The organism is Achromobacter sp. FW305-C-28, assembly GCF_058783235.1.
This window is the reverse complement of record NZ_JBYSYL010000001.1, coordinates 587,035-613,405: the sequence shown is the minus strand read 5'-3', so window position 1 is coordinate 613,405 and position 26,371 is coordinate 587,035. Positions and strand designations below refer to the sequence as shown.

Annotated in this window: 17 protein-coding genes; 8 read left to right on the top strand and 9 right to left on the bottom strand. The window is 65.4% G+C overall.

All coding sequences use genetic code 11. From position 1 onward, the window contains the following. Nucleotides 1-86: 86 nt before the first annotated feature. From zapE to AC3WMR_RS02700, 5 genes are all read right to left on the bottom strand, one after another. A complete protein-coding gene (zapE, locus tag AC3WMR_RS02720; protein ID WP_492262553.1) occupies nucleotides 87-1,178 on the bottom strand; it encodes a cell division protein ZapE in 1,092 nt (363 codons plus the stop codon). Nucleotides 1,179-1,259: 81 nt separating this feature from the next. After that, nucleotides 1,260-2,687 (bottom strand): dihydrolipoyl dehydrogenase, encoded by a 1,428-nt coding sequence (gene lpdA, locus AC3WMR_RS02715; RefSeq protein ID WP_175195853.1) that lies wholly within the window; start codon nucleotides 2,685-2,687, stop codon nucleotides 1,260-1,262. Between the two features lie 117 nt (nucleotides 2,688-2,804). Beyond that, complete coding sequence (odhB, locus tag AC3WMR_RS02710; RefSeq protein WP_175216324.1) at nucleotides 2,805-4,037, bottom strand: 2-oxoglutarate dehydrogenase complex dihydrolipoyllysine-residue succinyltransferase; 1,233 nt, start codon at nucleotides 4,035-4,037, stop codon at nucleotides 2,805-2,807. 100 nt (nucleotides 4,038-4,137) lie between these two features. Further along, nucleotides 4,138-7,005 carry a 2-oxoglutarate dehydrogenase E1 component gene (locus AC3WMR_RS02705; protein WP_175191095.1) on the bottom strand — a complete coding sequence of 956 codons (2,868 nt, stop codon included), beginning with the start codon at nucleotides 7,003-7,005 and terminating at the stop codon, nucleotides 4,138-4,140. A 327-nt stretch (nucleotides 7,006-7,332) separates the two neighbouring features. Then, nucleotides 7,333-7,803, bottom strand: coding sequence for an Lrp/AsnC family transcriptional regulator (locus tag AC3WMR_RS02700; RefSeq protein WP_492262552.1), 471 nt, complete (start codon nucleotides 7,801-7,803; stop codon nucleotides 7,333-7,335). A 190-nt stretch (nucleotides 7,804-7,993) separates the two neighbouring features. Between AC3WMR_RS02700 and AC3WMR_RS02695 the strand changes: the two genes are divergently transcribed. Further along, nucleotides 7,994-9,010, top strand: a complete 1,017-nt coding sequence (locus AC3WMR_RS02695) for a 1-aminocyclopropane-1-carboxylate deaminase (RefSeq protein WP_492262551.1) — start codon at nucleotides 7,994-7,996, stop codon at nucleotides 9,008-9,010. Nucleotides 9,011-9,165: 155 nt separating this feature from the next. On the opposite strand, the gene AC3WMR_RS02690 is transcribed toward AC3WMR_RS02695, so the two are convergent. Together AC3WMR_RS02690 and uraH are read right to left on the bottom strand one after the other, a co-directional pair. Next, the gene (locus AC3WMR_RS02690) at nucleotides 9,166-10,371 is read right to left on the bottom strand and encodes a urate hydroxylase PuuD (RefSeq protein ID WP_492262550.1); all 1,206 of its coding nucleotides are present in this window, start codon (nucleotides 10,369-10,371) and stop codon (nucleotides 9,166-9,168) included. 206 nt (nucleotides 10,372-10,577) lie between these two features. Beyond that, complete coding sequence (uraH, locus tag AC3WMR_RS02685) at nucleotides 10,578-10,928, bottom strand: hydroxyisourate hydrolase (RefSeq protein WP_492262549.1); 351 nt, start codon at nucleotides 10,926-10,928, stop codon at nucleotides 10,578-10,580. Between the two features lie 199 nt (nucleotides 10,929-11,127). Between uraH and puuE the strand changes: the two genes are divergently transcribed. The 4 genes from puuE (at nucleotide 11,128) to AC3WMR_RS02665 (ending at nucleotide 16,920) form a co-directional block, all read left to right on the top strand. Then, nucleotides 11,128-12,072: an allantoinase PuuE gene (gene puuE, locus AC3WMR_RS02680; protein ID WP_492262548.1), complete on the top strand. Its 945-nt coding sequence runs from the start codon at nucleotides 11,128-11,130 to the stop codon at nucleotides 12,070-12,072. 11 nt (nucleotides 12,073-12,083) lie between these two features. Next, nucleotides 12,084-13,865: a 2-oxo-4-hydroxy-4-carboxy-5-ureidoimidazoline decarboxylase gene (uraD, locus tag AC3WMR_RS02675; protein ID WP_492262547.1), complete on the top strand. Its 1,782-nt coding sequence runs from the start codon at nucleotides 12,084-12,086 to the stop codon at nucleotides 13,863-13,865. Between the two features lie 7 nt (nucleotides 13,866-13,872). Then, on the top strand, nucleotides 13,873-15,102 hold the full coding sequence (locus AC3WMR_RS02670) for a M20 family metallopeptidase (protein WP_492262546.1): 1,230 nt from the start codon (nucleotides 13,873-13,875) through the stop codon (nucleotides 15,100-15,102). Nucleotides 15,103-15,426: 324 nt separating this feature from the next. After that, nucleotides 15,427-16,920, top strand: a complete 1,494-nt coding sequence (locus AC3WMR_RS02665) for a nucleobase:cation symporter-2 family protein (RefSeq protein WP_492262545.1) — start codon at nucleotides 15,427-15,429, stop codon at nucleotides 16,918-16,920. A 70-nt stretch (nucleotides 16,921-16,990) separates the two neighbouring features. Here AC3WMR_RS02665 and AC3WMR_RS02660 read toward each other — a convergent pair whose 3' ends face one another. Continuing rightward, entirely contained in the window at nucleotides 16,991-19,042 is a 2,052-nt protein-coding gene (locus tag AC3WMR_RS02660) for an OPT family oligopeptide transporter (RefSeq protein ID WP_492262544.1), read from the bottom strand. 295 nt (nucleotides 19,043-19,337) lie between these two features. Here AC3WMR_RS02660 and mdeB point away from each other — a divergent pair, with 295 nt between their 5' ends. The 3 genes from mdeB to AC3WMR_RS02645 all read left to right on the top strand — a co-directional run bounded on the left by mdeB (nucleotide 19,338) and on the right by AC3WMR_RS02645 (nucleotide 25,157). Next, complete coding sequence (gene mdeB / locus AC3WMR_RS02655; RefSeq protein ID WP_492262543.1) at nucleotides 19,338-22,025, top strand: alpha-ketoglutarate dehydrogenase; 2,688 nt, start codon at nucleotides 19,338-19,340, stop codon at nucleotides 22,023-22,025. 244 nt (nucleotides 22,026-22,269) lie between these two features. Continuing rightward, entirely contained in the window at nucleotides 22,270-24,567 is a 2,298-nt protein-coding gene (locus tag AC3WMR_RS02650; RefSeq protein WP_492262542.1) for an NADP-dependent malic enzyme, read from the top strand. 137 nt (nucleotides 24,568-24,704) lie between these two features. Beyond that, on the top strand, nucleotides 24,705-25,157 hold the full coding sequence (locus AC3WMR_RS02645) for a DUF2214 family protein (RefSeq protein ID WP_492262541.1): 453 nt from the start codon (nucleotides 24,705-24,707) through the stop codon (nucleotides 25,155-25,157). A 13-nt stretch (nucleotides 25,158-25,170) separates the two neighbouring features. On the opposite strand, the gene AC3WMR_RS02640 is transcribed toward AC3WMR_RS02645, so the two are convergent. After that, nucleotides 25,171-26,283: a hypothetical protein gene (locus AC3WMR_RS02640; protein ID WP_492262540.1), complete on the bottom strand. Its 1,113-nt coding sequence runs from the start codon at nucleotides 26,281-26,283 to the stop codon at nucleotides 25,171-25,173. Nucleotides 26,284-26,371: the final 88 nt, after the last annotated feature.

Below are 26,371 nucleotides of genomic sequence, written 5' to 3'. Positions count from 1 at the left end.
ATGTTAATTGATAATGACTTGCATTACTAATTTTAAGTACGCAAATCGCGCCACGCCTGCCCTCGCGGCGCAGGCGTGCGGCATAACTACAACGTTACCGTCAGGCGACGTTCGGATTCCAGGTATTCGCGCGACTGCATTTCCAGAATGCGCGACACGGTGCGGTGGAATTCATTGGCCAGCGCGCCTTCGGTATAGATCTCTTCGGGTTCGCATTCGGCCGACATGATCAGCTTGACCTTGTGGTCGTAGAACACGTCGATCAGCCAGGTGAAGCGGCGCGCCTCGGACGCCTGGCGCGGGCCCATGCGCGGCACGCCGGACAGGATCACCGCATGGAACCGATTGGCCAGTTCCAGGTAGTCGTTCTGCGAACGGGGGCCGCCGCACAGCGTGGCGAAGTCGAACCACACCACCGAACCGGCCAGCGCCAACGCGCGAATCTCGCGGTGCTCGATATGCAGCAGCGGCTCCTGCGGCGGCGTATCGGCCAGGGTATTGAAGGCCTCTTGCAGCGCCGCCTGCGCACGCTCGTCCAGCGGCGAGTGGTAGCACTGGACCTGTTCGAGCGACCGGCGGCGATAGTCGACGCCGGCGTCCACGTTCATCACGTCCATGCGCGCCTGGATCAGCTCGATCGCGGGCATCACGCGGTCGCGGTGCAGGCCGTCCGGGTACAGCGTGGACGGCTCGTAGTTGGACGTCATCACGAACGACGTACCGTATTCGAACAGCTTGAACAGCAGGCGGTGCAGGATCATCGCATCCGCCACATCGGACACGTGGAATTCATCAAAACAGATCAGGCGGTAGCGCTTGGCCACGCGCTTGGCCACTTCGTCCAGCGGGTCCTGCATGCCCTTCACTTCTTCGAGCTCGCGGTGCACTCCGCGCATGAACTCGTGAAAATGCAGGCGCGTCTTGCGCACCACCGGCACGGTGGCGTAGAAGGCGTCCATCAGGAAGCTCTTGCCCCGCCCCACCCCACCCCACAGGTAGACGCCGCGCGGCACGTCGGGACGGTTCAAGAGTTTCTTGAGCGCGTTCGAGCGCAACGCCTTGAACTTGACCCATTCGTCGTAATAGCGCTGCAGCCGGTCGATCGCCTTTTTCTGGGCGGCGTCGGGCTGGTAGCCGCGTTCGGCCAGGGCATGTTCGTAGTATTCGCGGACGTTCATGGAAGGGGCAAATCAAGCGGATGAAAAAAAGGGCGGGTCCGAGAACCCGCCCCCTTGGCTATGCGACAGCGCGGCGCAGGATCAGAAGTTCAGGGCGCGCTTGTCAACGGCCAGCGCCGCTTCCTTCACGGCTTCCGACAGCGTCGGGTGCGCGTGGCAGATGCGGGCGATGTCTTCGGCGGCGCCGCGGAATTCCATGATGGTCACGGCTTCCGAGATCAGCTCCGAGGCCATCGGACCCACGATGTGCACGCCCAGGACCTCGTCGGTCTTGGCGTCGGCGATCACCTTGGCAAAGCCGGTGGTGTCACCCAGGGCGCGGGCACGGCCGTTGGCCAGGAACGGGAAGCTGCCGGCCTTGTACTCGCGGCCTTCGGCCTTGAGCTGCTGTTCGGTCTTGCCGACCCAGGCGATTTCCGGCGAGGTGTAGATCACCCACGGCACGGTGTCGAAGTTGACATGGCCATGTTGGCCGGCGATACGCTCGGCCACGGCAACGCCTTCTTCTTCGGCCTTGTGCGCCAGCATCGGACCGCGCACCACGTCGCCCACCGCCCAGACGTTGGGCAGGTTGGTCTTGCAGTCGCCGTCCACGGCCACGAAGCCGCGTTCGTCCAGCTTCAGGCCCACCGCGTCGGCGTTCAGGCCGCCGGTGTAGGGCACGCGGCCGATCGAGACGATCAGCTTGTCCACGACCAGCTTCTGCTCGGCGCCCTTGGCGTCGACGTAGGGCACGGTCACCGACTTGGCGGTCGCCTTGATCTCGCCGATCTTGACGCCCATCTGGATGTTCAGGCCTTGCTTGGTGAAGGCCTTCAGGGCTTCCTTGGCCACCTGCGCATCCGCAGCGGCCAGGAATTCCGGCATCGCTTCCAGGATGGTGACTTCGGAACCCAGGCGGCGCCACACGCTGCCCATTTCAAGGCCGATCACGCCCGCGCCGATCACGCCCAGCGTCTTGGGCACGGCGCCGATGTTCAGTGCACCGTCGTTGGACAGCACGACCTTTTCGTCGAACGGCAGGCCGGGCAGCTCGCGCGCCGACGAACCCGTGGCGACCACGACGTGCTTGGCAACCAGGTCTTCTTCGGTGGTGCCGGTGACCTTGATGGCCCAGCCGCCGTCGACCTGGCCGCTGAACGCGCCCTTGCCGTGGAAGAAGGTGACCTTGTTCTTCTTGAACAGGTACAGGATGCCGTCGTTGTTCTGCTTGACCACCGAGTTCTTGCGGCCGATCAGCGTGTCGAGCTTCAGGCTGACGCCCTTGACTTCGATGCCGTGCTCGGCGAAGTGGTGGTTGGCTTGTTCGAAGTGCTCGGACGATTGCAGGAGCGCCTTGGACGGGATGCAACCGACGTTGGTGCAGGTGCCGCCGGGAGCCGGGCCGCCTTGGCCGTTCTGCCAGGCGTCGATGCAAGCCACCGACATGCCGAGCTGCGCGGCGCGAATGGCGGCGATGTAGCCGCCGGGGCCCGCGCCGATGACGACGACGTCAAATTGTTTGGACATAGTGTTCTCGCGAATGAGGAAGGTGTGAAACTCGCCCCGGCCCGCGCAAGCCGGCTCGGAGCCGGCCGGGCGCCGCGGACCGAGGGTCGCGGCGGCGCCGGGCGCGGGGCGCCGAGATTACAGGTCCAGCAATAGGCGCTGCGGATCTTCCAGGGCGTCCTTCATGGCGACCAGGCCCAGCACGGCTTCGCGGCCGTCGATGATGCGGTGGTCGTAGGACAGGGCCAGGTAGTTCATCGGGCGGATGACGATCTGGCCGTTTTCCACCACGGCGCGTTCCTTGGTGGCGTGCACGCCCAGGATGGCCGATTGCGGCGGGTTGATGATCGGGGTCGACAGCATCGAACCGAACACGCCACCGTTGGAGATCGAGAAGGTGCCGCCGGTCATTTCTTCAATGCCCAGCTTGCCGTCGGCCGCGCGGCGGCCGAAGTCGGCGATGGTCTTTTCGATTTCAGCGATGGACAGCTGGTCGGCGTTGCGCAGGATCGGCACCACCAGGCCACGCGGGCTGCCGACAGCGATACCGATGTCGAAGTAGCCGTGATAGATGATGTCCTTGCCGTCGATCGAGGCGTTGATCAGCGGGAACTTCTTCAGGGCGGCCACGGCGGCCTTGACGAAGAACGACATGAAGCCCAGCTTGATGCCGTGCTCTTTCTCGAACTTGTCCTTGTACTTGTTGCGCAGATCGATGACCGCTTGCATGTTCACTTCGTTGAACGTGGTCAGGATCGCGTTTTCTTGCTGCGATTGCAGCAGGCGCTCGGCGATGCGGGCGCGCAGGCGGCTCATCGGCACGCGCTGTTCCGGACGGCCATCCAGCGACAGCGTGGTCGGGGCGGGAGCAGCCGGGGCCTTGGCCGGCGCGGCCTTGGCGGCGGGGGCGCTGGCGTTCAGGGCATCGCCCTTGGTGACGCGGCCGTCACGGCCGGTGCCGGCGACGTTGGCGGCATCCACGCCCTTTTCGGCGAGGATCTTGGCAGCGGCGGGCGAAGCCACGCCAGCGGCGGCGGTCGAGGCGGGGGCGGCAGCGGCCGGGGCAGCGGCGGCTTGCGCGGCCTTGGGCGCTTCGGCGGCGGGGGCGGTCGCGGCGGCGGCGGCCTTGCCGGCGGTGTCGATGCGGGCCAGGACTTCGCCCGAGGTGACGGTGCTGCCGTCGCCCTTGACGATTTCAGCCAGCACGCCCGAGGCGGGGGCCGGCACTTCCAGCACGACCTTGTCGGTTTCGACTTCGATCAGGATTTCGTCCGCTTCGACGGCAGCGCCGGGCTGCTTCTTCCAGGTCAGCAGGGTCGCTTCGGAGACGGATTCGGAGAGTTGGGGGACGACGACGTCGGTGATAGCCATTTTGTTTGTTCCGTAAAGTGTGTGTTCTTGTGGGGGCGGCGCGGCAAGGTTCGAAACGGGGTTTCAGACACTTGCCGCGCGGCACGCGCATCCAGCGGGTTTACTTCGTCAGCATGACCTTGAACTTGGGCGCGAAGGCCGTTTCGATCAGGGCCTTCTGCTGTTCCTGGTGCTTGGCCAGGTAGCCCACGGCCGGCGACGCCGAAGCGGCGCGACCTGCGTAGCCCAGCTTCTGGCCTTCGACCATGTTCTCGTACACGTGATGCTGCACGTAGAACCACGCACCTTGGTTCTGCGGTTCGTCCTGCACCCAGATGACTTCCGTCGCCTTCGGGTACTTGCGCAGTTCGGTCTCGAAAGACTTGTGCGCGAACGGGTAGAGCTGCTCGACGCGGACGATGGCGACGTTGTCGGCGCCACGCTCGCGGCGGGCGTTGACCAGGTCGTAGTACACCTTGCCCGAGCAAGCCAGCACGCGCTTGACCTTGCTGGCGTCGATAGCCTCGTCGACCTCACCGATGACCGGGCGGAAGCTGCCGCCGGCCAGGTCGGTCAGGGGCGAACCCGCGTCCTTGTTGCGCAGCAGCGACTTCGGCGTGAACAGCACCAGCGGCTTGCGGAACGGGCGGATCATCTGGCGACGCAGGACGTGGAAGATCTGCGAGGCCGAGGTCGGCTGAACCACTTGCATGTTGTTGTCGGCGCACAGCTGCAGGAAGCGCTCGATACGGCCCGACGAGTGCTCGGGGCCTTGGCCTTCGTAGCCGTGCGGCAGCATCAGGGTCAGGCCCGACTGGCGGCCCCACTTGGCTTCGCCGGAGCTGATGAACTGGTCGATCACGACCTGGGCGCCGTTGACGAAGTCGCCAAACTGGCCTTCCCAGATGGTCAGCGTGTTCGGTTCAGCGCTGGAGTAACCGTATTCGAAGCCCAGCACCGCCTCTTCGGACAGCACGGAGTCGATCACGGTGAACGGCGCCTGGCCTTCCGAGACGTTCTGCAGCGGGATGTAGGTGCCGTCGTTCCAGCGTTCGCGGTTCTGGTCGTGCAGCACGGCGTGGCGGTGCGTGAACGTACCGCGGCCCGAATCCTGGCCGGTGATGCGGATGGCGTAGCCCGAGGACACCAGGGTCGCGAAGGCAAGGTGTTCGCCCATGCCCCAGTCCAGGTTCATTTCGCCCTTGGCCATGGTGCGGCGGTCGTTCAGCAGCTTGGCGACCAGCGGGTGCACCGTGAAGCCTTCCGGCACGGTGGTGATGCGTTCGCCGATGCGCTTGAGTTCAGCCAGCGGCACGGCGGTGTCGGCCTGGTCGGTCCACTTGGCGCCCAGGAACGGCGACCAGTCGATCGCGTACTTGCTCTTGTAATCGGTCAGCACCGGTTCGATGGTGCGCTGGCCGTCTTCCATCAGCTGGCGGTAGTCCTTGACCAGCTGGTCGGCTTCGCCTTCGGCCAGCACGCCTTGCGTGGTCAGCTTGTCGGCGTACAGCTTGCGCGTGCCCGGGTGGTGGCCGATGCGCTTGTACATCAGGGGCTGCGTCAGCGACGGGGTGTCTTGCTCGTTGTGGCCCAGCTTGCGGAAGCAGACGATGTCCACGACGATGTCGTGGCGGAACTGCAGGCGGTAGTCCAGGGCCAGCTTGGTGACGAACACGACGGCTTCGGGATCGTCGCCGTTGACGTGGAACACCGGCGCTTCGATCATCTTGACCACGTCGGTGCAATACAGCGTCGAACGCGAGTCACGCGGGTCGGACGTGGTGAAACCGATCTGGTTGTTGATGACGATGTGCAGCGTGCCGCCCGTGCCGTAGCCGCGGGTCTGGGCCAGATTCAGGGTTTCCATCACGACGCCCTGGCCGGCAAAAGCCGCGTCGCCGTGCACCAGCACCGGCAGCACTTGCTTGCCTTCGGCATCGCCGCGGCGTTCTTGGCGGGCGCGTGCGCTGCCTTCGACCACGGGGTTGACGATTTCCAGGTGGGACGGGTTGAACGCCAGCGACAGGTGCACCGGACCGCCACGGGTCGACAGGTCGCTCGAGAAGCCGTTGTGGTACTTCACGTCGCCGTCGGTCAGGCCTTCGGCGTGCTTGCCTTCGAACTCGGCGAACAGGTCGCCAGGCATCTTGCCCATGATGTTCACGAGCAGGTTCAGGCGGCCGCGGTGGGCCATGCCGACCACGATTTCCTGGACGCCGTTTTCACCGGCATGATTCACCACTTCGTCCATCGAGGCGATGAAGCTTTCGCCGCCTTCCAGCGAGAAGCGCTTCTGGCCGACGTACTTGGTGTGCAGGAAGCGCTCGAGGCCTTCGGACTCGGTCAGCTGCTGCAGGATGTGGCGCTTTTCTTCGACCGAGTAGGCGGGCGCGCCCAGGGTGGTTTCCAGGCGTTCCTGGATCCAGCGCTTGGCGGCGGGGTCGGAGATGTGCGTGAATTCAGCACCGATGCTGCGGCAGTACGTGTCGCGCAGCGCCTTCAGGATGTCGCGCAGCGTCATCGTGCTGGCGGTCGTGAAGTAGGTGTTGGTGGCCGAGTAGGTCTGGTCCAGATCGGCTTCGGTCAGGCCGTAGAAGGCCGGATCGAGTTCGGGGATCGGCGGACGTTCCTGGCGCTTGAGCGGATCCAGGTCAGCCCAGCGCGAACCCAGCGAGCGGTAGGCGGCAATCAGCGATTGCACCGACACTTGCTTGGTGGCGACGCTCAGGTCGGGTTCGGCGGCGCGTTGCACGAAGGCATTGGCCTTGGCGCGCTGGGCGAACGATTCGACGATGGGAGCGTGGGCCTGGTCGCGGGTGGATTCCTGGCCGTCGGTAGCGGGAGCATGTTGCAGCTGGTCGAAGTATTCGCGCCAGTTGTCAGGTACCGAACCGGGATTGTCGAGGTAGGCTTCGTAAAGCTCCTCAACATAAGGGGCGTTACCCCCAAAGAGATAAGACGTGGATAGAGATTCTATTTCCGAAGACATATCGCTTCACCTTTACGAGTGCTTCACTCGACACGATGCAGGAAAACCTTCCGCGACACGGGCTTCCCGTTGAGCGGATAGCAGGGGCAGAAGGCGCGTACAAGCCTTGATAGCCGTATAAATGAAAGTATAACCCTTTGAGTTTAAGGGCGTCTTCTTGCGTTTGCGTGACGCAAAAGCGTCTGTGGAATGGCTTCATGCAGTGTTGGAATGTCCGTCGAACCCCTGCAAAAACGCCGTCTACGCACCACCAAATTCCGCTAACCAAAATTGCCGCATTGCGGCATTTTTTTGTGCCCTCGCACAGGGTGTTGCGCATAAGCCTCGTCAGACCGGCAGTTCAGTGGTCGACAGAATCTCTTTCAGCACGAAAAAAGTACGGATCTGGCGCACCCCGGGCAGCTTGATGATCTCGCCCGCGTGCAGCTTGTTGAAGCGTTCCAGGTCGCGGATGCGCAGCATCAGGAAGTAGTCGAACTCCCCCGCCACCAGGTGGCATTCCAGGCAGCCGCTGATGCCGCGGGCGGCGGCTTCGAAGTCGGTGAAGGAGTCGGGCGTGGAACGGTCCAGCACCACACCCACGATGACCAGCGTGGCCATCTCGACCTCGGCCGGCTCGAGCAACGCGACCGTCTTCTTGATGATGCCTTCGGCCTTCAGCTTTTCGACCCGCCTCAGGCAGGCGGCGGGGCTGAGATGCACCCGCGCGCTCAAGTCCAGGTTGGTGATCTGTGCGTCCTGCTGCAGCAGGCGCAGGATGTGGCGATCGATGCGATCCAGCCCGGCGATGGCAGTCATTCAATGCGTCCCTGAAAATTTAATTTCTTCGGATATTTATTTTTATAAATATTAAATCCAAAAATAATCCATGAAGAAAATTTAAATCGTCGAATTTAAAAAAATACGCAATTGACCGAAAAACCCTGCGATTCCTATGATTTTCCATCCGCGGCAAGTCTCGCCCGGACCCCGACATCCAGGAGCCCGCATGGATCTGCAACGCTTTCCCCGCCACCGCCTGACCTTCGGCGACACCCCCATCGAAAAGCTCGAGCGCCTGTCCGCCCACCTGGGCGGCAAGGTCGAGATCTACGCCAAGCGTGAAGACTGCAATAGCGGCCTGGCCTTCGGCGGCAACAAGCTGCGCAAGCTGGAATACCTGATTCCGCAGGCCTTGGAACAAGGCTGCGACACCCTGGTCACCATCGGCGGCATCCAGTCCAACCACACCCGCATGGTGGCGGCCGTGGCCGCCAAGCTCGGCCTGGCCTGCGTGCTGGTGCAGGAAAACTGGGTCGACTATTCAGACGCGGTCTACGACCGGGTCGGCAACATCATGATGAGCCGGCTGATGGGCGCGGACGTGCGCCTGGTGGACCAGGGCTTTGACATCGGCTTTCGGCGCAGCTGGGAAGAAGCCCTGGAAGACGTACGAAAGCGCGGCGGCAAGCCCTATGCCATTCCCGCGGGCGCATCCGACCATGAACTGGGCGGGCTGGGGTACGTAGGTTTCGCCGAGGAAGTGCGCCGGCAAGAGGCCGAACTGGGTTTCAAGTTCGACTACATCGTGGTCTGCGCCGTCACCGGCAGCACGCAGGCCGGCATGGTGGTGGGCTTTGCCGCCGACGGCCGCGCCGACCGGGTGATCGGCATCGACGCCTCGGCCACGCCGGACCAGACCCGCGCCCAGATCCTGCGCATCGCACGGCGCACCGCCGACCTCGTCGGCCTGGACCGCCCCATCACCGACAGCGACGTGGTGCTGGACACCCGCTACGCCTACCCCGCCTACGGCCTGCCGTCGGCGGAAACCAACGACGCCATCCGCCAGTGCGCCCGCCTGGAGGGCATGATGACCGACCCGGTGTACGAGGGGAAATCCATGCAGGGCATGATGGACATCGTGCGCCGCGGGGAAATCCCGGCGGGCTCCCGGGTGCTGTACGCGCATCTAGGGGGGGTGCCGGCGATCAACGCCTACAGCTTTCTGTACCGCAACGGCTGAGGCAGGATTCTGCGCGGCCGGCTTCGGCGCGATGGGTTGGCCAGCGGGGGATTTGCGCTGACCTTCGTTGGTCATCGCCAGTCAGACGCATCCCGCCAGCCGCCCCTCAACGGCCGACTGCCCCCCCCTGGGGCAGCCGCAAGGCTCGAGGCACCCTATTCCGTCTTGGCGCCGGCCTTGAACCAAGCCCCCAACAAAGCGCGTTCATCCTCGGTCATGCCCGTGGAATTGCCCATCGGCATGATCTTGGACACGACCGCCTGCTGGTACACCGCCTGCGCATGGGTGGCGACCTGCTGGGGGGAATCCAGCCGCACGCCCTTCATCTGCACCTGCTCGCCATGGCACAGGAGGCAACGCTGTTCGAACACCTGGCGCACCTCGGCATACGACACCGCGGCTGGCGCGGGCACGGCAACGGCGGCGGCCACCGGCGCCGGCTGCATCCAGACGATGGTCAGGCCCAGCACCGCCACGCCCAGCAGCGCATAAGGCCACGGGTTGCGCGCATTGCCCAGCTTGAAACGATGGCGCACCACGAAGAACTGCCGGATGGCCGCACCGCCCAGCATGATGAGCAGCAGCACGATCCAGTTGTAGGCATGCGTGTACGTGAAGCTGTAGTGGTTGCTCATCATTGCGAACACCACCGGCAGCGTGAAATAGGTGTTGTGCACGCTGCGCTGCTTGCCGCGCTGGCCGTTGGCCGGGTCCACCGGCTTGCCCGCGCGCATCGCGGCTACGTTGCGGCGCTGCCCTGGAATGATCCAGAAGCACACGTTGGCGCTCATGGTGGTGGCCATCATGGCGCCCACCAGCAGGAAGGCGGCGCGGCCGGCGAACCACTGGCAGGCCAGCCACGACGCCAGCACGATGAACAAGGCCACCAGCACGCCGACGATGCGATCGCCGTGCTTGCCGCGGCCGAACAAACGACAGATGCCGTCGTACACAAACCAAAATGCCACGAAGAAGGCCAACGCCACGATCACCGCGGTCGACGGCGCCCAATCCATCTTTGAGCGGTCGATCAAGTACGTGCTGGCATTCCACAAATAGGACATGGAGAACAGCAGGAAGCCGGTGACCCAGGTGCTGTAGCTTTCCAGGAACGACCAGTGCAGGTGTTCAGGCAGCTTCTTGGGCTGCACCGCGTACTTCTGCATGTTGTAGAAGCCGCCGCCGTGCAGCGCCCATTGTTCGCCACCCACGCCTTTTTCAAGAGATTCCGGGTCGCGCGGTTTCTCCAGGCTGTTGTCCAGCATGACGAAGTAGAACGACGTGCCGATCCAGGCGATGCCGGTGATGATGTGGGCCCAACGCAGCAGCAGGTTGACCCAATCCAGGTAGTAGCTTTCCATTCATGCCCCTCGCAGCGGGCGGGCCGGGAATGGGCGCCGCCACACTGCCTACCACCGCGGGCGCTGTAAGCAGAAGACAGATCGCGCACAAGGCCGTCGGGCCCCGCACCGCTGCGATCAAGATCTAAAGAATTGTATGCATATTTTGTACGCGAAACCACGCTTTGCCGCGTGGCCGCGCATCAGGAATACCCTGATGAGGGGGATCAGGAACCCCGATAGGTGGAGTAGCTCCAGGGGCTGACGAGCAGCGGCACGTGATAGTGCTGGTCGGTGCGGGCCACGCCGAAGTCCAGGCTGACGCGGTTCAGGAAGTTGGGTTCGGGCAGCGCCACGCCCCGCGCCTTGAAGTAGCCCGCCACGTCGAACACCAGGCGATAGGTGCCGGCCTTCAGGTCGCCATCGGAAAACAGCGGGCCGGCCGTACGACCGTCGGTATTCAAGGTGTGGCGGCTGATCGGCGTGGCCGTGTCGCCGTCCGTGGCATACAACGCCAACGACATGCCGGCGGCCGGGCAGCCGTGCATGGTATCGAGTACGTGCGTGGTCAAGCCCATGGTGTCTCCTGGTGCCGGGGCGGTGCCCGGCCGTCTCATGGTTATCCTGGATGATGTACAGAAATTGTATACACGTTCTTGCTTTCCAGCTATTGTTTAGCCCATCATGAACGACACGGTCGCTGGCCGCAGGGCCAGCCAACCCAGCCCACCCAGATCAACCGCCGCCGGCGCCTGCCGGCCTCACGCCTCACCCGCCATGGCCCTCTACGATTCCACGCTGCCCTACCCCCGTGACCTGGTCGGCTACGGCCGCAACCCGCCGCATGCGCAATGGCCCGACCGCGCACGCATCGCCGTGCAATTCGTGCTGAACTACGAAGAAGGCGGCGAAAACCACGTCCTGCATGGCGACGCCGGGTCCGAACAGTTCCTGTCCGAGATGTTCAATCCGGCCAGCTATCCCGACCGCCATATCAGCATGGACGGCATCTATGAATACGGTTCGCGGGCCGGCGTCTGGCGCATCCTGCGCGAATTCGAAAAGCGCCAGTTGCCGCTGACCGTCTTCGGCGTCGGCATGGCGCTGCAACGCCATCCGGAACTGACCGCGGCCTTCGTCGAACTTGGCCACGAAATCGCCTGCCACGGCTGGCGCTGGATTCACTACCAGAACGTCGACGAAGCCACCGAACGCGAACACATGCGGCTGGGCATGGACGCCATCACCCAGCTCACCGGCCAGCGCGCGCTGGGCTGGTACACCGGGCGCGACAGCCCGCGCACCCGCCGCCTGGTGGCCGACTACGGCGGCTTCGAATACGACAGCGACTACTACGGCGACGACCTGCCCTTCTGGATGCGGGTGCAAAAGACCGACGGCACTGTCGCGCCGCAACTGATCGTGCCCTACACGCTGGATTGCAACGACATGCGCTTCGCGCTGCCGCAGGGCTACTCGCATGCGGACCCCTTCTTCCAGTACCTGAAAGACAGCTTCGACGCGCTTTATGCCGAAGGCGACGAAGCGCCCAAGATGCTCAGCATCGGCATGCATTGCCGTCTGCTCGGCCGTCCGGGCCGCATCACGGCACTGCAGCGCTTCCTGGACCACATCGCCCGGCACGACCGCGTCTGGGTGTGCCGGCGGCTGGATATCGCCCGGCACTGGAAGGCCACCCATCCTTACACCCCCAACCGTTGAGCCCCGCCACCATGGCCTCTACCCTGGAACAACTCAATGCCGCCGCGCCCGATGCGGCTTGCGCAATGCTCGACGGCGTGTACGAGCATTCGCCCTGGATCGCCCGTCAAGCCCTCGAGGCCCGGCCGTTCCGGTCGCTCGCGCATCTGCAGGACCAGTTGCAGCGTGCCGTCGACGCCGCCCCGCTGGATGCACGCCTGGCGCTCATTCGCGCCCACCCCGAACTGGCTGGCCGTGCCATGGTGCGCCAGGACCTCACGGCAGAATCCGCCCACGAACAGACCCAGGCGGGCCTGACGCAGTGCTCGCCCGAGGAATTCAACCGCCTGCAGCAACTGAACGCCGACTACAACGCCCGTTTCGGCTTCCCGCTCATCCTGGCCGTGCGCGGTGCGCGCGGCACCGGCCTCACCCGCGCGCAGATCATCGATGAATTCGCGCGCCGGCTGGAAAACCCGCCCGACATCGAACGCGACGAAGCCCTGCGCAACATCCACCGCATCGCCCAATTGCGCCTGGCCGACAAGTTCGGCCAGGACCTGACGCTGGGCAACGATATCTGGGACTGGCAGGAACGCCTGGCCGCCCACAGCGACCCAGGCTACGCCGAAAAGGGCCAGCTCACCGTCACCTACCTGACCGACGCGCATCGCGCCTGCGCGCAGCGCATCTCGCACTGGATGCGCGATTGCGGCTTCGACGAAGTCGAAATCGATGCCGTCGGCAACGTGGTGGGCCGCTACCACGCCGATCGGCCCGACGCGCTCACGCTGATGACCGGCAGCCACTACGACACCGTGCGCAACGGCGGCAAATACGATGGCCGGCTGGGCATCTTCGTGCCGATGGCCTGCGTGCGCGAACTGCACCGCCAAGGCCGTCGCCTGCCCTATCACCTTGAAGTCATCGGCTTTGCCGAAGAGGAAGGCCAGCGCTATCGCGCCACCTTCCTCGGTTCCGGCGCCCTGATCGGCGATTTCAAGCCGCAATGGCTGGACCAGAAAGACGCACAGGGCATCCCCCTGCGCGAGGCCATGCAGCACGCCGGCCTGTGCATCGACGACATCCCCAAGTTGCGGCGCGATCCCAGCCGCTACCTGGGCTTCATCGAAGTCCATATCGAACAAGGCCCGGTGCTGTACGAAATGGGGCTGCCGTTGGGTATCGTCACGTCCATCAACGGCAGCGTGCGCTATCAGGTGCAGGTGCTGGGCGTGGCCTGCCACGCCGGTACCACCCCCATGAACCGCCGGCGCGATGCGGCCGCGGCCACCGCCGAACTGGCGCTGTATCTCGAACAGCGCGCCGCCCGCGACGGCGACTCGGTCGGCACCATCGGTATGCTGGAAGTGCCCAGCGGCTCGATCAACGTGGTGCCCGGCGAATGCCGCTTCAGCCTGGACCTGCGTGCGCCCAGCGACCCGCAGCGCGACGCCCTGGTCAATGATGTGCTGGCCGAACTGGCGGCCCTGTGCGAGCGGCGCGGCGTACGCTACACGCTCGAGGAAACCATGCGCGCCTCGGCGGCCCCCAGCGCGCCCGACTGGCAGCAACGCTGGGAACGCGCGGTCGACGCCCTGGGCGTGCCCGTGCACCGCATGCCCAGCGGCGCCGGCCACGACGCCATGAAACTGCACGAGGTCATGCCGCAAGCCATGCTGTTCGTGCGTGGCCAGAACGCCGGCATCAGCCACAACCCCCGCGAATCCACCACCCGAGACGACATGCAGCTGGCTGCGCAGGCCATGCAAGGCCTGCTGGACGATCTTGCCCACGACATTTCCACTCGCTAGACACCCCATGACCGACTACGCCCGCCTTGACGCCTGGGTCGACGCCCACTTCGACGAAGAAGTCCGCTTCCTGCAATCCCTGGTGCGCGTGCCCACCGACACGCCGCCCGGCAACAACGCGCCGCACGCCGTGCGCACCGCCGAACTGCTGCAAGACTTCGGCTTCGACGCCGAAGCGCACGCCGTGCCCGACCAGGAAGTCCGCGACTACGGCCTGCAATCCATCACCAACCTGATCGTGCGGCGTGAATACGGCCCCGGCCTGCGCGTGGCGCTCAATGCGCACGGCGACGTGGTACCGCCCGGCGACGGCTGGCAACACGATCCCTATGGCGCCGAGATCGACAACGGCAGCCTGTACGGCCGCGCCGCCGCGGTGAGCAAAAGCGACTTCGCCAGCTTCACCTTCGCCGTGCGAGCGCTGGAAGCCGTTGCCCGGCCCACGCACGGCTCGGTCGAACTGCATTTCACGTACGACGAAGAATTCGGCGGCCTGCTCGGCCCCGGCTGGCTGCTGCGCCAGGGGCTGACCCAACCCGACCTGCTGATCGCCGCCGGCTTCAGCTATGAAGTCGTCACTGCGCACAACGGTTGCCTGCAAATGGAAGTGACCGTACACGGCAAGATGGCCCATGCCGCCATTCCGGCCAGCGGCGTGGATGCGCTGCAGGGCGCGGTCAAGATCCTGAATGCGCTGTACGCCCAGAACACGCTGTACCGGCAGGTCACCTCGCAGGTGCCCGGCATCAGCCATCCCTACCTGAATATCGGACGCATCGAAGGCGGCACCAACACCAACGTGGTGCCGGGCAAGGTCAGCTTCAAGCTCGACCGCCGCATGATCCCCGAAGAAAACGCCACCGACGTCGAAGCCGACATCCGCCGCATCATCCAGGAAGCCGCGGCGCAAGCGCCCGGCATCCAGGTCGAGATCAAGCGCCTGCTGCTGGCCAATTCCATGCGCCCCCTGCCCGGCAACCAGCCGCTCGTCAGCGCGATCCAGAAGCACGGCGAAGCCATCTTCGGCGAACCGATCCCGGCCATGGGCACGCCGCTCTACACCGACGTGCGGCTGTATGCCGAAGCCGGCATTCCCGGCGTGATCTACGGCGCGGGCCCGCGCACGGTGCTTGAATCGCACGCCAAGCGCAGCGACGAACGCGTCGTGCTCGAAGACCTGCGCCGCGCCACCAAGGTCATCGCGCGCACGCTGGCCGATCTGCTCCAGCCGGCCTGAAAGGGTCGATCTGCCCTAAATGATCTGTCGACCCGGTCTGTCCGGAAAGATCTGACCGAGCGATCTGTCCGGCCAGCTGCAAGCTGGCCGGCTCAGGACACCATTCTCACGATTTTCCTGCCCCCGTCCGGTGCACGTGTAGCTCGCCGCTGCGTTTTTCAGGCCCGACGGGCCATGCCATCCCCCCTGAGCACAGCGCCCACGTTTCCACCGGGTTTTCCTCTATTCAGCCCACCATTTGTTTTGTATACATTTTCAGTACACAGATAAGCGCCACAGGAATTTCCCCCGACCGACATCCCTACTCCGCCAGGAGATTTGGCTATGCAGGCAGCATCCCGCGTGTCCCCCGAGGTTCATCCCGTCGACCAGCGTCTGCCCACTGGCAAACTCGCGGCACTGGGTCTGCAACATGTGCTGGTGATGTATGCCGGCGCCGTGGCCGTGCCGCTGATCGTCGGCCGCGCCCTGAACCTGTCGCCCGCCGAAGTGGCGATGCTGATTTCGGCCGACCTCTTCTGCTGTGGCCTTGTCACCCTGATCCAGGCGCTGGGCGCCACGCAGTGGTTCGGCATCAAGCTGCCGGTGATGATGGGCGTAACGTTCGCGTCGGTGGCACCCATGGTGGCCATGGCCAACACCCATCCGGGCACGGCGGGCGCGCAGACCCTGTTCGGCACCATCATCGGTGCGGGCATCGTGTCAATGCTGATCGCGCCGCTGATCAGCAAGATGCTGCGGTTTTTTCCACCCGTGGTCACCGGCACGATTATCACGCTGATCGGCATCACCTTGATGCGCGTAGGCATCAACTGGATCTTCGGCAACCCGGCCGGCCCGACCGCGCCGGTCATCGTCGATCCCGCCTACGCACAGTGGCTGGCGCAGGCAACCTCACCCGGCAGTCCGTTGCCGCCCGTGCCCCAAGGCTTCGCCATCATGCCGTCGATGCTGAATCCGCGCTATGCCGATCCGGCCGGGCTGGCCGTGGCCGCGCTGGTGCTGCTGACCATCCTGCTGATCGTCAAGTATGCGCGCGGCTTTGTCGCCAACATTTCGGTGCTGCTGGGCATCGTGATCGGCGCGGTGGCGGCCTCGACGCTCGGCATCATGACCTTCGAGAAAGTCGGCCGCGCCGAATGGGTCGACGTGGTGCTGCCATTTCATTTCGGCATGCCGCAGTTCGACCCGATGCTGATCCTCAGCATGTCGCTCATCATGGTGGTGGTGATGATCGAATCCACCGGCATGTTCCTGGCACTGGGCGAGATGACCGGCCGCAAGGTCGGCCAGCAGGACCTGGCCCGTGGCTTGCGCACCGATGGCCTGGGCACCGTGATCGGCGGCGTGTTCAACACCTTTCCGTACACCAGCTTTTCGCAGAACGTCGGGCTGGTTGCGGTGACCGGCGTGAAAAGCCGCTATGTCTGCGTGGCCGGCGGCGTGATCCTGATCGTGCTGGGCCTGTTGCCCAAGATGGCTGCGCTGGTGGAGTCCCTGCCCACGGTGGTGCTGGGCGGCGCCGGCATCGTCATGTTCGGCATGGTGGCTGCCACCGGCATCCGCATTCTTTCAGGCGTGGATTTCAAGGGCAATCGCCACAACGCCATGATCGTGGCGGTGTCGATCGGCATCGGCATGGTGCCGCTGATCGCGCCCGACTTCAAACAGTGGCTGCCGCACTCGCTGCATACGCTGCTGGAATCCGGCATCTTGCTGGCGTCGATATCGGCCGTGCTGCTCAATGCCTTCCTGAACGGCGCCGCCTGCGACGAACGCGCCGTCATCGCGGCGGCGCTGCAAGCCGAAAAACACTGACGTCGGCCATTGCGGGGATGGGCGCGGCGCAGCCCTCCCGCGCCGCCCCTCTTCTTGCTGCGCTGCCGGTCTACGCCAGACGCATCACGCGGCGCCAGAACAGCACCGCCACCGCCGCAAACACCGCCAGCCCCAGGAACGACGCCGTGCGGGCAAAACCTTCGCCGGCAATCGCCAGCGGCGCGTCGGTGCCCGCGGCGCCGATGATGGCGGCCATCACCACGCCCACCAGGCTTTCGCCCACGATCAGGCCCGAGGCAATCAGCACGCCGCGGCGGTTGGCCGCAACGGCGAACGGCTCGTAGGACTTGCCCGCGGCTTGGGCACGGCGGCGCAGCGCGCGTTCCAGCAGCCAGGCCAGCAGCGCGCCGGCCACGATGGGCGCGGCCACAGTAGGCGGCAGATAGATGCCGATACCCACCGCCAGCACCGGAATGCGGGCCACCTTGCAAGTGCGCTTGAGCACTTCGTCCACCGCAATCAGCGCGACGCCCACCGCCATGCCGATCAGGATCATGGTCCAGTTCAATTGGTGCGTGAAGATGCCGCGTGCAATCGCCAGCATCAGCGTCGCCTGCGGCGCCGACAGCGCCTGGCCGGGGTCCATGCCTTCGCGCGGCATGGCGTCGGCAAAGCCGTAGGCGTTGTAGAGCAGTTCCAGCACCGGCGAAATCACGGCCGCGCCGACCACGCAGCCAATCAGCAGCGCCACCTGTTGGCGCCAGGGCGTAGCGCCCACCAGCCAGCCGGTCTTCAAGTCTTGCAGGTTGTCGTTGGAAATCGACGCCACCGCCACCACGGCAGACGTACTGAAGATCGCCAGCGCGATCGCCATCTGCACGCCGTTCTGCACCGCCAGCAGCTCGCCGCCCAGGGCCAGCATCAGCAGCGACACCAGCACGATGGCCACGATGCCCACGCCCGAGATCGGGCTGGTCGACGAGCCCACCAGGCCCGCCATGTAGCCGCAGGCGGCTGCCACCAGAAAGCCGAACACGAAGGCGAACAGCACCGCGTAGGCCACCAGCTTCCAGACCGCGGTGGCCGACAGCGGCGCCCCCGCCAGGAACACCTGGAAGGTGATGACCAATACCGCCACCAGCACCAGCGTGACCACCGAGATCCAGCCCGCCGACAGGTCACGCTCGGTGCGCGGCGCCTGGCCGGCACGGGCCGCGCCCGCGCGGGTCAGCGCCGAGAACGACGCCTTGACGCCACGCGCCATCGGCATGAACAGCGTGGCCAGCGTCCAGATGGCGCCCACGCCGATCACCCCGGCGCCAATGAAGCGCACCTGCGAGGCCCACAGGCCGGTGGCGAATTTTTCCAGCGACATGTTGGCGGGAATGTCGGTCATGGCGGTCAGGATGGGCACCGCGATGCCCCACGAGATCAGCAGCCCGACCAGCATGGCCAGGCCGGCCACGATGCCGATCAGGTAGCCAGCCCCCAACAGCGCCAGCGAAAAGCCCATCGGCAGCCGGAACACGGCGCCGCCCAGCGAAAACCAGCCGCTGACACCGTCGCCCAGCACCCGCAGGCCGCTGGCGGCGAAGCTGACGGCCGCCGCCACCACGCCGCCGCTGACGATATCGCCCATGCCGGTGGCCGCCGGCTTGGCCGGCGCACGTCCGGCTTCTTCCGCCGCGTCCTGGGCCCGTTCGGCGCTGCCGACGCGCAGGATCTCGGCCGCGGCCACGCCTTCGGGATACGGCAGGTCGCTCTGCACCACCATCACGTGGCGCAGCGGAATCGTGAACATCACGCCCAGCATGCCGCCTGCGGCGCAGATGCCCAGCGTCTGCCAGAACGGAAAGCCTTGCCAGTGGCCCATCATGACCAGGGCAGGAAGGATGAAAATGATGGAGGACAGCGTGCCGGCCGCCGAGGCCTGCGTCTGCACCATGTTGTTTTCCAGGATGTTGGCGTCCTTGAACAGACGCAGCACCGACATGGAAATCACCGCCGCCGGGATGGCCGACGAGAACGTCAGGCCGACTTTCAGCCCCAGGAACACGTTGGAAGCAGTGAAGATGATGGTGATCAGCGCGCCCAGCAAGACGCCGCGGAACGTCAATTCCGGTAGCGTGACATCGGCCGGGACGCGGGTGGGTTGAGTCATTGAAGTCTCCCTTTACTGGCCGGGACGCCACCCGCCGAAAAGACGGGCGCACCCCGGCTATCAGAGCGTGTCCGCCCTGTTGGTTGCCGGTTTGTTTTTTCTGAAGCGCGAATTCTAGCGCTTCAACGTCCACCGGGTGGTCACCAGCCGTAAGCGGCATTCGGCAGCAGATCCTGCCGTCCACCTGAATTTCGACAACCGATTATGCTGAAAGCCAGGGTTTCTCCCCCAGGTTTTGATAACCCATGCCCCTGGGACAGGTCTAGCATGGACGCTACAAGGAGACAAAACCATCATGTGTGACGCCAGCCATTCGCCCGCCGGGCAAGACCTCCGGCAAGACGCCGACCCCGCCGAAACCGCCGAGTGGCGTGACGGCCTGCAGTCCCTGGTCGAGGCCTCGGGCGCCGACCGGGCGGGCTATGTGCTGGACAACCTGCTGAGCCACGCCGCCTCGCTGGGCCTGCGCGCCAACAGCCAGACGCGCACCGCCTACCTGAACACCATTCCCGCCGACCAGGAACCGCCCTTTCCCGGCAACCTGGCGGTCGAAGAGCGCATCGCCCGCATCAACCGCTGGAACGCGCTGGCCATGGTGGTGCGCGCCAACCAGGCGCACGGCGAACTGGGCGGCCACATCGCCAGCTACGCCTCGGCAGCCGACCTGTTCGAGGTGGGCTTCAACCATTTCTTCCGGGCCTCGACGCCTGACGGGCCGGGCGACCTGGTCTACATGCAGCCGCATTCGGCGCCCGGCGTCTACGCCCGCGCCTACCTGGAAGGCTTCCTGAAGGAAGACGACCTGGCGCACTTCCGTCAGGAAATCACCGCCACCTCGCGTGGCCTGCGCGGCCTGTCGTCGTACCCGCATCCGTGGCTGATGCCGGATTTCTGGCAGTTTCCCACCGGGTCCATGGGCATCGGCCCCATCAACGCCATCTACCAGGCCCGCTTCATGCGCTACCTGGAGCACCGTTCGCTGGTGCCCGGCGGCGACCGCAAGGTCTGGGGCATCTTCGGCGACGGCGAAATGGACGAGCCGGAATCCATTGCTGCCCTGACGCTGGCCGCCCGCGAAAAACTCGACAACCTGGTGTTCGTCGTCAACTGCAACCTGCAACGCCTGGACGGCCCGGTGCGCGGCAATGGCCGCATCATCGACGAACTGGAAACCCTGTACGCCGGCGCCGGCTGGAACGTCATCAAGCTGGTCTGGGGCAGCGACTGGGACGCCCTGTTGCGGCGCGACACCACGGGCGCCCTGGCGCGCGCCTTCGCCAACACGGTCGACGGCCAGTTCCAGACCTTCGCCGCCAACGACGGCGCCTTCAATCGCGCCCACTTCTTCAACCAGAATCCCGAGCTGGCGGCGCTGGTCGCCGACTGGTCCGACGAAGCCATCGACCGCCTGCACCGAGGCGGCCACGACATGGTCAAGATCCATGCCGCGTACCACCGCGCCTCGCGCCACCGCGGCCAGCCCACCGTGATCCTGGCGCAGACCAAGAAGGGCTTCGGCATGGGCGCCGCGGGCCAGGGCAAGATGACCACCCACCAGCAGAAGAAGCTGGACGACGAGGCGCTGCTGGCGTTCCGTGACCGCTTCGCCCTGCCGATCTCGGATGCCGACTGCCTGGCGCTCAAGTTCTACCGGCCGGCCGACGACGGCGCCGAAATGCGCCACCTGCAAGCCCGCCGCGACGCGCTGGGCGGCCACATTCCCCGCCGCAATACCGTGGCGCCGCGCCTGGCCCCGCCCGCGGTCGAGCAATGGGCGCGTTTCGCGCTGGCCGCCGACGGCAAGGAAATGTCGTCCACCATGGCCATCGTGCGCATGCTGACGGCGCTGCTCAAAGACCCCGAGATCGGCTCGCGCATCGTGCCCATCGTGGCCGATGAGGCCCGCACCTTCGGCATGGCCAACCTGTTTCGCCAGATCGGCATCTATTCGGCACAAGGCCAGTTGTACGAGCCCGAAGACATCGGTTCGGTGCTGTACTACCGCGAAGCGCGCGATGGCCAGATCCTGGAAGAAGGCATCACCGAGGCCGGCGCCATTTCGTCCTGGACGGCCGCGGGCACCAGCTATTCGGTGAACGGCCTGCCGATGCTGCCCTTCTATATCTATTACTCGATGTTCGGCTTCCAGCGCATCGGCGACCTGATCTGGGCGGCTGCCGACCAGCGCACGCGCGGCTTTCTCGTCGGCGCCACCTCGGGCCGCACCACGCTGGGCGGCGAAGGCCTGCAGCACCAGGACGGCTCGAGCCACATCGTGGCGGCCACGGTGCCCAACTGCCGCGCCTACGATCCGGCCTACGCCTACGAAGTCGCCGTCATCGTCGAATACGGCATGCGCCGCATGCTGGACGAGCAGCGCGACGAGTTCTTCTACCTGACCGTCACCAACGAAAACCTGGCGCAGCCCGACCTGCCGCAGGACGGCAACGCGGCCGAAGGCATCCTGCGCGGCATGTATCGCCTGCGGTCCGCTCGTAAACAGGCGCAGGTACGGCTGCTGGGCGCCGGCCCGATGCTGCGCGAAGCCGAAATGGCCGCCGACCGCCTGCGCGACGACTACGACGTCGATGCGGAAGTCTGGAGCGTGACCAGCTTTTCCGAGCTGGCCCGCGATGGCCGCGAAGCCGAGCGCGCTCGCGTGTTGGGGCTGGACACGGCGCCGGATGCGGACTGGGTGCGCACCTGCCTGGGCGACAGCAACGCGCCGGTGGTGGCCGCCAGCGACTACGTACGCGCCGTGCCGGAACAGATCCGGGCCTGGGTGCCGGCGCCCTATCGCACGCTGGGCACCGACGGGTTCGGGCGCAGCGACACGCGCGCCCAGTTGCGCGACTTCTTCGAAGTCAGCGCCGACTGGATCGTGTTGCACGCGCTGGACAGCCTGGGCCGCCAGGAGCAGGCCGCGACGTTGCGCAAGACCCTCAACGCCCAATCTCGGACCAATCCGCCCTGGGCGCAATAAGCCCCTGAAAGGCAAAGGAAAAAAGCCCCGTCCGGGGCTTTTTTCTCATTCACCCGCACGCAGCGGCGGCGGCGCGGCGTGATCAAAATCGCGAGATCGCTGCGGTGCAGCAACCAATGGGCGCCGCTTTCTGTTGAAATACGGGTGTTCCCTAAGCATTTCCCAAAGAATACGGCGGGCCGAGAGCCCGCTTTTTGCTTTCCGTTTTCACCCTCCAAAGTTAGCGCCGAAAAGGCTGTATCCCATGGACGAAACCCTCACCAAAATGGCGTTGGATTACCACGCCTATCCCACCCCCGGCAAAATCTCGGTCACCCCGACCAAGCCCCTGGCCAATCAAGACGACCTGTCGCTGGCGTACTCGCCCGGCGTGGCGGCCGCCTGCATGGCCATCTTCGAACAGGGCGACGACGCCGCGTCCAAGTACACCTCGCGCGGCAACCTGGTGGGCGTGATCACCAACGGCACCGCCGTGCTCGGCCTGGGCAACATCGGCCCGCTGGCCGCCAAGCCCGTGATGGAAGGCAAGGGCTGCCTGTTCAAGAAGTTCGCCGGCATCGACGTGTTCGACATCGAACTGGCCGAGAACGATCCGGACAAGCTGGTCGACATCATCGCCGCGCTCGAGCCCACGCTGGGCGGCGTCAACCTCGAAGACATCAAGGCGCCCGAGTGCTTCTACATCGAAAAGAAGCTGCGCGAGCGCATGAAGATCCCCGTCTTCCACGACGACCAGCACGGCACCGCCATCATCTCGTCGGCCGCCATCCTGAACGGTCTGAAGGTCGTGAACAAGGACATCGGCTCGGTCAAGCTGGCGTGCTCGGGCGCGGGCGCTGCCGCCATCGCCTGCCTGGACCTGCTGGTGCACCTGGGCGTGAAACGCGAGAACATCTACGTGGTGGATTCGCGCGGCGTCATCTGGGAAGGCCGCGATGAAAACATGGAAGCCAACAAGAAGCGCTACGCGCAAAAGACCGACGCGCGCACGCTCGCCGACGTGGTCAACGGCGCCGACGTCTTCCTGGGCTGCTCCACCGCCGGCGTGCTCACCGCCGACATGGTCAAGACCATGGCCGACCGCCCGCTGATCCTGGCGCTGGCCAACCCGGAACCGGAAATCCGCCCGGAAGTCGCCAAGGCCGCGCGCCCCGACTGCATCATCGCCACCGGCCGTTCGGACTACCCGAACCAGGTCAACAACGTGCTGTGCTTCCCCTTCATCTTCCGCGGCGCCATGGATGCCGGCGCCTCGCGCATCACCGAAGAAATGAAGCTGGCATGCGTGAAGGCCATCGCTGAATTGGCCCAGGCCGAGCAGAACGACGAAGTGGCCCGTGCCTACGCCGGCCAGGAACTCGCGTTCGGCCCGGACTACATAATCCCCAAGCCGTTCGACCCGCGCCTGATCGTCCAGATCGCCCCGGCGGTGGCCCAGGCCGCCGCCGATTCCGGCGTGGCCGCCCGCCCCATCGAAGACATCGAAGCCTACCGCCAGAAGCTGATGGGCTTCGTGTACCACTCCGGCCAGCTGATGCGTCCGCTGTTCGCCCAGGCCAAGAAGGCGCCCAAGCGCGTCATCTATGCCGACGGCGAAGACGAACGCGTGCTGCGCGCCGTGCAGACGGTTGCCGATGAAAAGCTGGCGTTCCCGATCCTGATCGGCCGCCCGTCGGTCATCGAGATGCGCATCAAGAAGTTCGGCCTGCGCCTGGTCGCCGGCCAGCACTTCGAGATCGTCGATCCCGAAGACGACAGCCGCTTCAACGAAACCTGGAACGCGTACTACCAGCTCAAGGGCCGCGAAGGCGTCACGCCGGCCATCGCCAAGGCGATGATCCGCAAGCACAACACGCTGATCGGTGCGATGCTGCTGCGTCGTGGCGATGCCGACGCGCTCTTGTGCGGCGTGGCCAGCAAGTACGACAACCAGCTCAAGTACATCGACGAAATCATCGGCAAGAAGGAAGGCCAGACCTACGCCGCCCTGAACGTGCTGATGCTGCCCGACCAGACGCTGTTCATCACCGACACCCACGTCAACGAGAACCCGACGGCCGAGGAAGTCGCCAGCATCACCATCCAGGCTGCCGACGAAATGCTGCGTTTCGGCGTGGTGCCCAAGATCGCCCTGCTGTCGCACTCGAACTTCGGCAGCCGCGTCACGGAATCGTCGCGCAAGATGGCCACCGCCCGCCAGATCGTGCAAGACCGCGCGCCCGACCTCGAAGTCGACGGCGAAATGCACGCCGACGCCGCCCTGTCGGAAAAGATCCGCGTGCTGGCCTACCCGGACAGCACCCTGAAGGGTCCGGCCAACCTGCTGGTCATGCCCACGCTGGACACCGGCAACATCACGTACAACATGCTGAAGATGACCGGCAGCAATGGCGTCGCGATGGGCCCGATCCTGCTGGGCGCCGCCCGCCCGGTGCACATCCTGACGACCAGCGCCACCGTGCGCCGCATCGTCAACATGACGGCCCTGGCCGTGGTGGATGCGCAGCAGGAAGCCGCCGAAGCCGCCAAGAAGCGCCGTTGATCGCTCTACCGCGATAAACGCATGGCAAGGGCGCCCCTCGGGGCGCCCTTTTTCATCGCTCAGCAGAAATCCAGGATGGCCCCGCTCAAAGGCGGATGGTAAAAATCGGGCTGACCCTTTTTTCCTGGAGCCTCCCCATGCTGCTCGACGCCTTCCTGGCCTGGTTTCACTACCTGGCGATCTTCGTGCTGGTGGTGGTGCTGACCGCCGAAGCGGTGCTGCTGCGCCCCGACCTCACGCCCGCCGCGCTGAAACGCCTGGTGATCTACGACCGGCTGTACCTGTTCAGCGCGATCGCCGTGCTGGCCACCGGCGTGCTGCGGCTGACCCTGGGTGTCAAGGGTGCCGCCTTCTACATGGGCAATCCGTGGTTTCACGCCAAGATCACGCTGTTCGTCGTCATCGGTCTCTGTTCGGCCCCGCCCACGCTGGCCTTCCTGCGTTGGGCAAAGCAGGCGCGGCAGCAGCCCGGCTTCGTGCCGAGCGAGCCCGAGATCAAGCGCGCCCGCCGCTGGGTGATGATCGAATCGCACCTGTTCATCTTCCTGCCGTTGTTCGCCGTGCTGATGGCGCGCGGCATCGGCGCGTAACGCCGCGCATGCATCAGGGGCAGCGCGCGCGCGTCGGCCCCTGCGGCATGTCGTCGCCGACGATGATGGTCGCGAAGTGGTACACGCCTACGGTATCGTTCTTGACCACGTCTATGATCTCGCCGCCCAGCGTCTGCATGATCGACATGCCTTCCGGCACGTCGTCGTGCCCGGCGCGCTTGGCCGCCTGGCCGTTCCAGGGGCTGAGCAGCAGCACGCCGGGGTACGGTTCGCGGTCGTCGCCACGGCCACGGCGCACCGACCGGACCTGGGTGCCGGCGGCGTAGCTGACCGCCCCCAGCTGCGTGGCGCAGGCCAGCTCGGCATCGCTGACCCGCAAGAGGCGCCGCGCCTCGTCCAGGTAGATCCTGGGATTGCTCAGCGACAAGCCGAACACCTTGACCGCCACCGGGTCCTTGATTTCGATGCGCCAGCGGTCCGGATCGCGCGAACCATCGGTGTAGACGGTGCCGTCCGAGCCGTAGGCGATGGAACCCGGGGCAATGTCCAGCGCGTCGGTCCGGTTGCCCGCACCCAGCACGCACTGTTTCAAGCCCTTCAGCGCGCCATCGCGGGCCACGTCGAGTTCGATATCCTGCGTGGCATCGCACTGCCAGCCCAGCACCGCCTGGCTGCCGGGGCCGCGCAGAATGACTGTACTGGGATAGCGCCCGCGCAGGACGTAGGTTTCCATGTCGTACTCGGCATCCAGATAGCGCCTGGCGCTGGACGCCTGCACGCCGTACATCGCGACGGGTTGGGGAAATTCGGCCTCGACATAGGTCTCGAGCTGGCCTTCGTCCTGCATTTTCAGGCGCGTGCCGGCGGGCATCAGAATGCCCCCTACCGTCGTCGGCTGCGGCAAGGTGACATTGCGCGCCGCCTCGGCGCGATCGCTTTCGCGCCCCACCTGCCAGATCACGGCCTGCACCCACGCGTAGAACGCGAACGGCACCAGCAGCACCAGGAACACAAGGCTGGACGTCTTCCAGTACTTGCGGACCGTGCGGCGCGCACCGGAACTGGTGGCCACGACCAGCAGCCAGCCCAGCAGCACGAGGCCGGCCAGGAAGCCGCAGGAAAGCAGGATGTAGAAGCCGGCGGAAGGCAGCGCTATCGGAATCATGGCGGCAATGATATCGCCAAAACCGCGCCCCTATGCAGCGGGTGCCGCGTGCCACCAGGCCCGGCCGGACGCGGGCAACAAAAAACCG

Coding starts and splice junctions, on each gene's coding strand:
- zapE (WP_492262553.1), bottom strand. CDS start 1,178: ATGAACGTCCGCGAATACTACGAACATGCCCTGGCCGAACGCGGCTAC.
- lpdA (WP_175195853.1), bottom strand. CDS start 2,687: ATGTCCAAACAATTTGACGTCGTCGTCATCGGCGCGGGCCCCGGCGGC.
- odhB (WP_175216324.1), bottom strand. CDS start 4,037: ATGGCTATCACCGACGTCGTCGTCCCCCAACTCTCCGAATCCGTCTCC.
- AC3WMR_RS02705 (WP_175191095.1), bottom strand. CDS start 7,005: ATGTCTTCGGAAATAGAATCTCTATCCACGTCTTATCTCTTTGGGGGT.
- AC3WMR_RS02700 (WP_492262552.1), bottom strand. CDS start 7,803: ATGACTGCCATCGCCGGGCTGGATCGCATCGATCGCCACATCCTGCGC.
- AC3WMR_RS02695 (WP_492262551.1), top strand. CDS start 7,994: ATGGATCTGCAACGCTTTCCCCGCCACCGCCTGACCTTCGGCGACACC.
- AC3WMR_RS02690 (WP_492262550.1), bottom strand. CDS start 10,371: ATGGAAAGCTACTACCTGGATTGGGTCAACCTGCTGCTGCGTTGGGCC.
- uraH (WP_492262549.1), bottom strand. CDS start 10,928: ATGGGCTTGACCACGCACGTACTCGATACCATGCACGGCTGCCCGGCC.
- puuE (WP_492262548.1), top strand. CDS start 11,128: ATGGCCCTCTACGATTCCACGCTGCCCTACCCCCGTGACCTGGTCGGC.
- uraD (WP_492262547.1), top strand. CDS start 12,084: ATGGCCTCTACCCTGGAACAACTCAATGCCGCCGCGCCCGATGCGGCT.
- AC3WMR_RS02670 (WP_492262546.1), top strand. CDS start 13,873: ATGACCGACTACGCCCGCCTTGACGCCTGGGTCGACGCCCACTTCGAC.
- AC3WMR_RS02665 (WP_492262545.1), top strand. CDS start 15,427: ATGCAGGCAGCATCCCGCGTGTCCCCCGAGGTTCATCCCGTCGACCAG.
- AC3WMR_RS02660 (WP_492262544.1), bottom strand. CDS start 19,042: ATGACTCAACCCACCCGCGTCCCGGCCGATGTCACGCTACCGGAATTG.
- mdeB (WP_492262543.1), top strand. CDS start 19,338: ATGTGTGACGCCAGCCATTCGCCCGCCGGGCAAGACCTCCGGCAAGAC.
- AC3WMR_RS02650 (WP_492262542.1), top strand. CDS start 22,270: ATGGACGAAACCCTCACCAAAATGGCGTTGGATTACCACGCCTATCCC.
- AC3WMR_RS02645 (WP_492262541.1), top strand. CDS start 24,705: ATGCTGCTCGACGCCTTCCTGGCCTGGTTTCACTACCTGGCGATCTTC.
- AC3WMR_RS02640 (WP_492262540.1), bottom strand. CDS start 26,283: ATGATTCCGATAGCGCTGCCTTCCGCCGGCTTCTACATCCTGCTTTCC.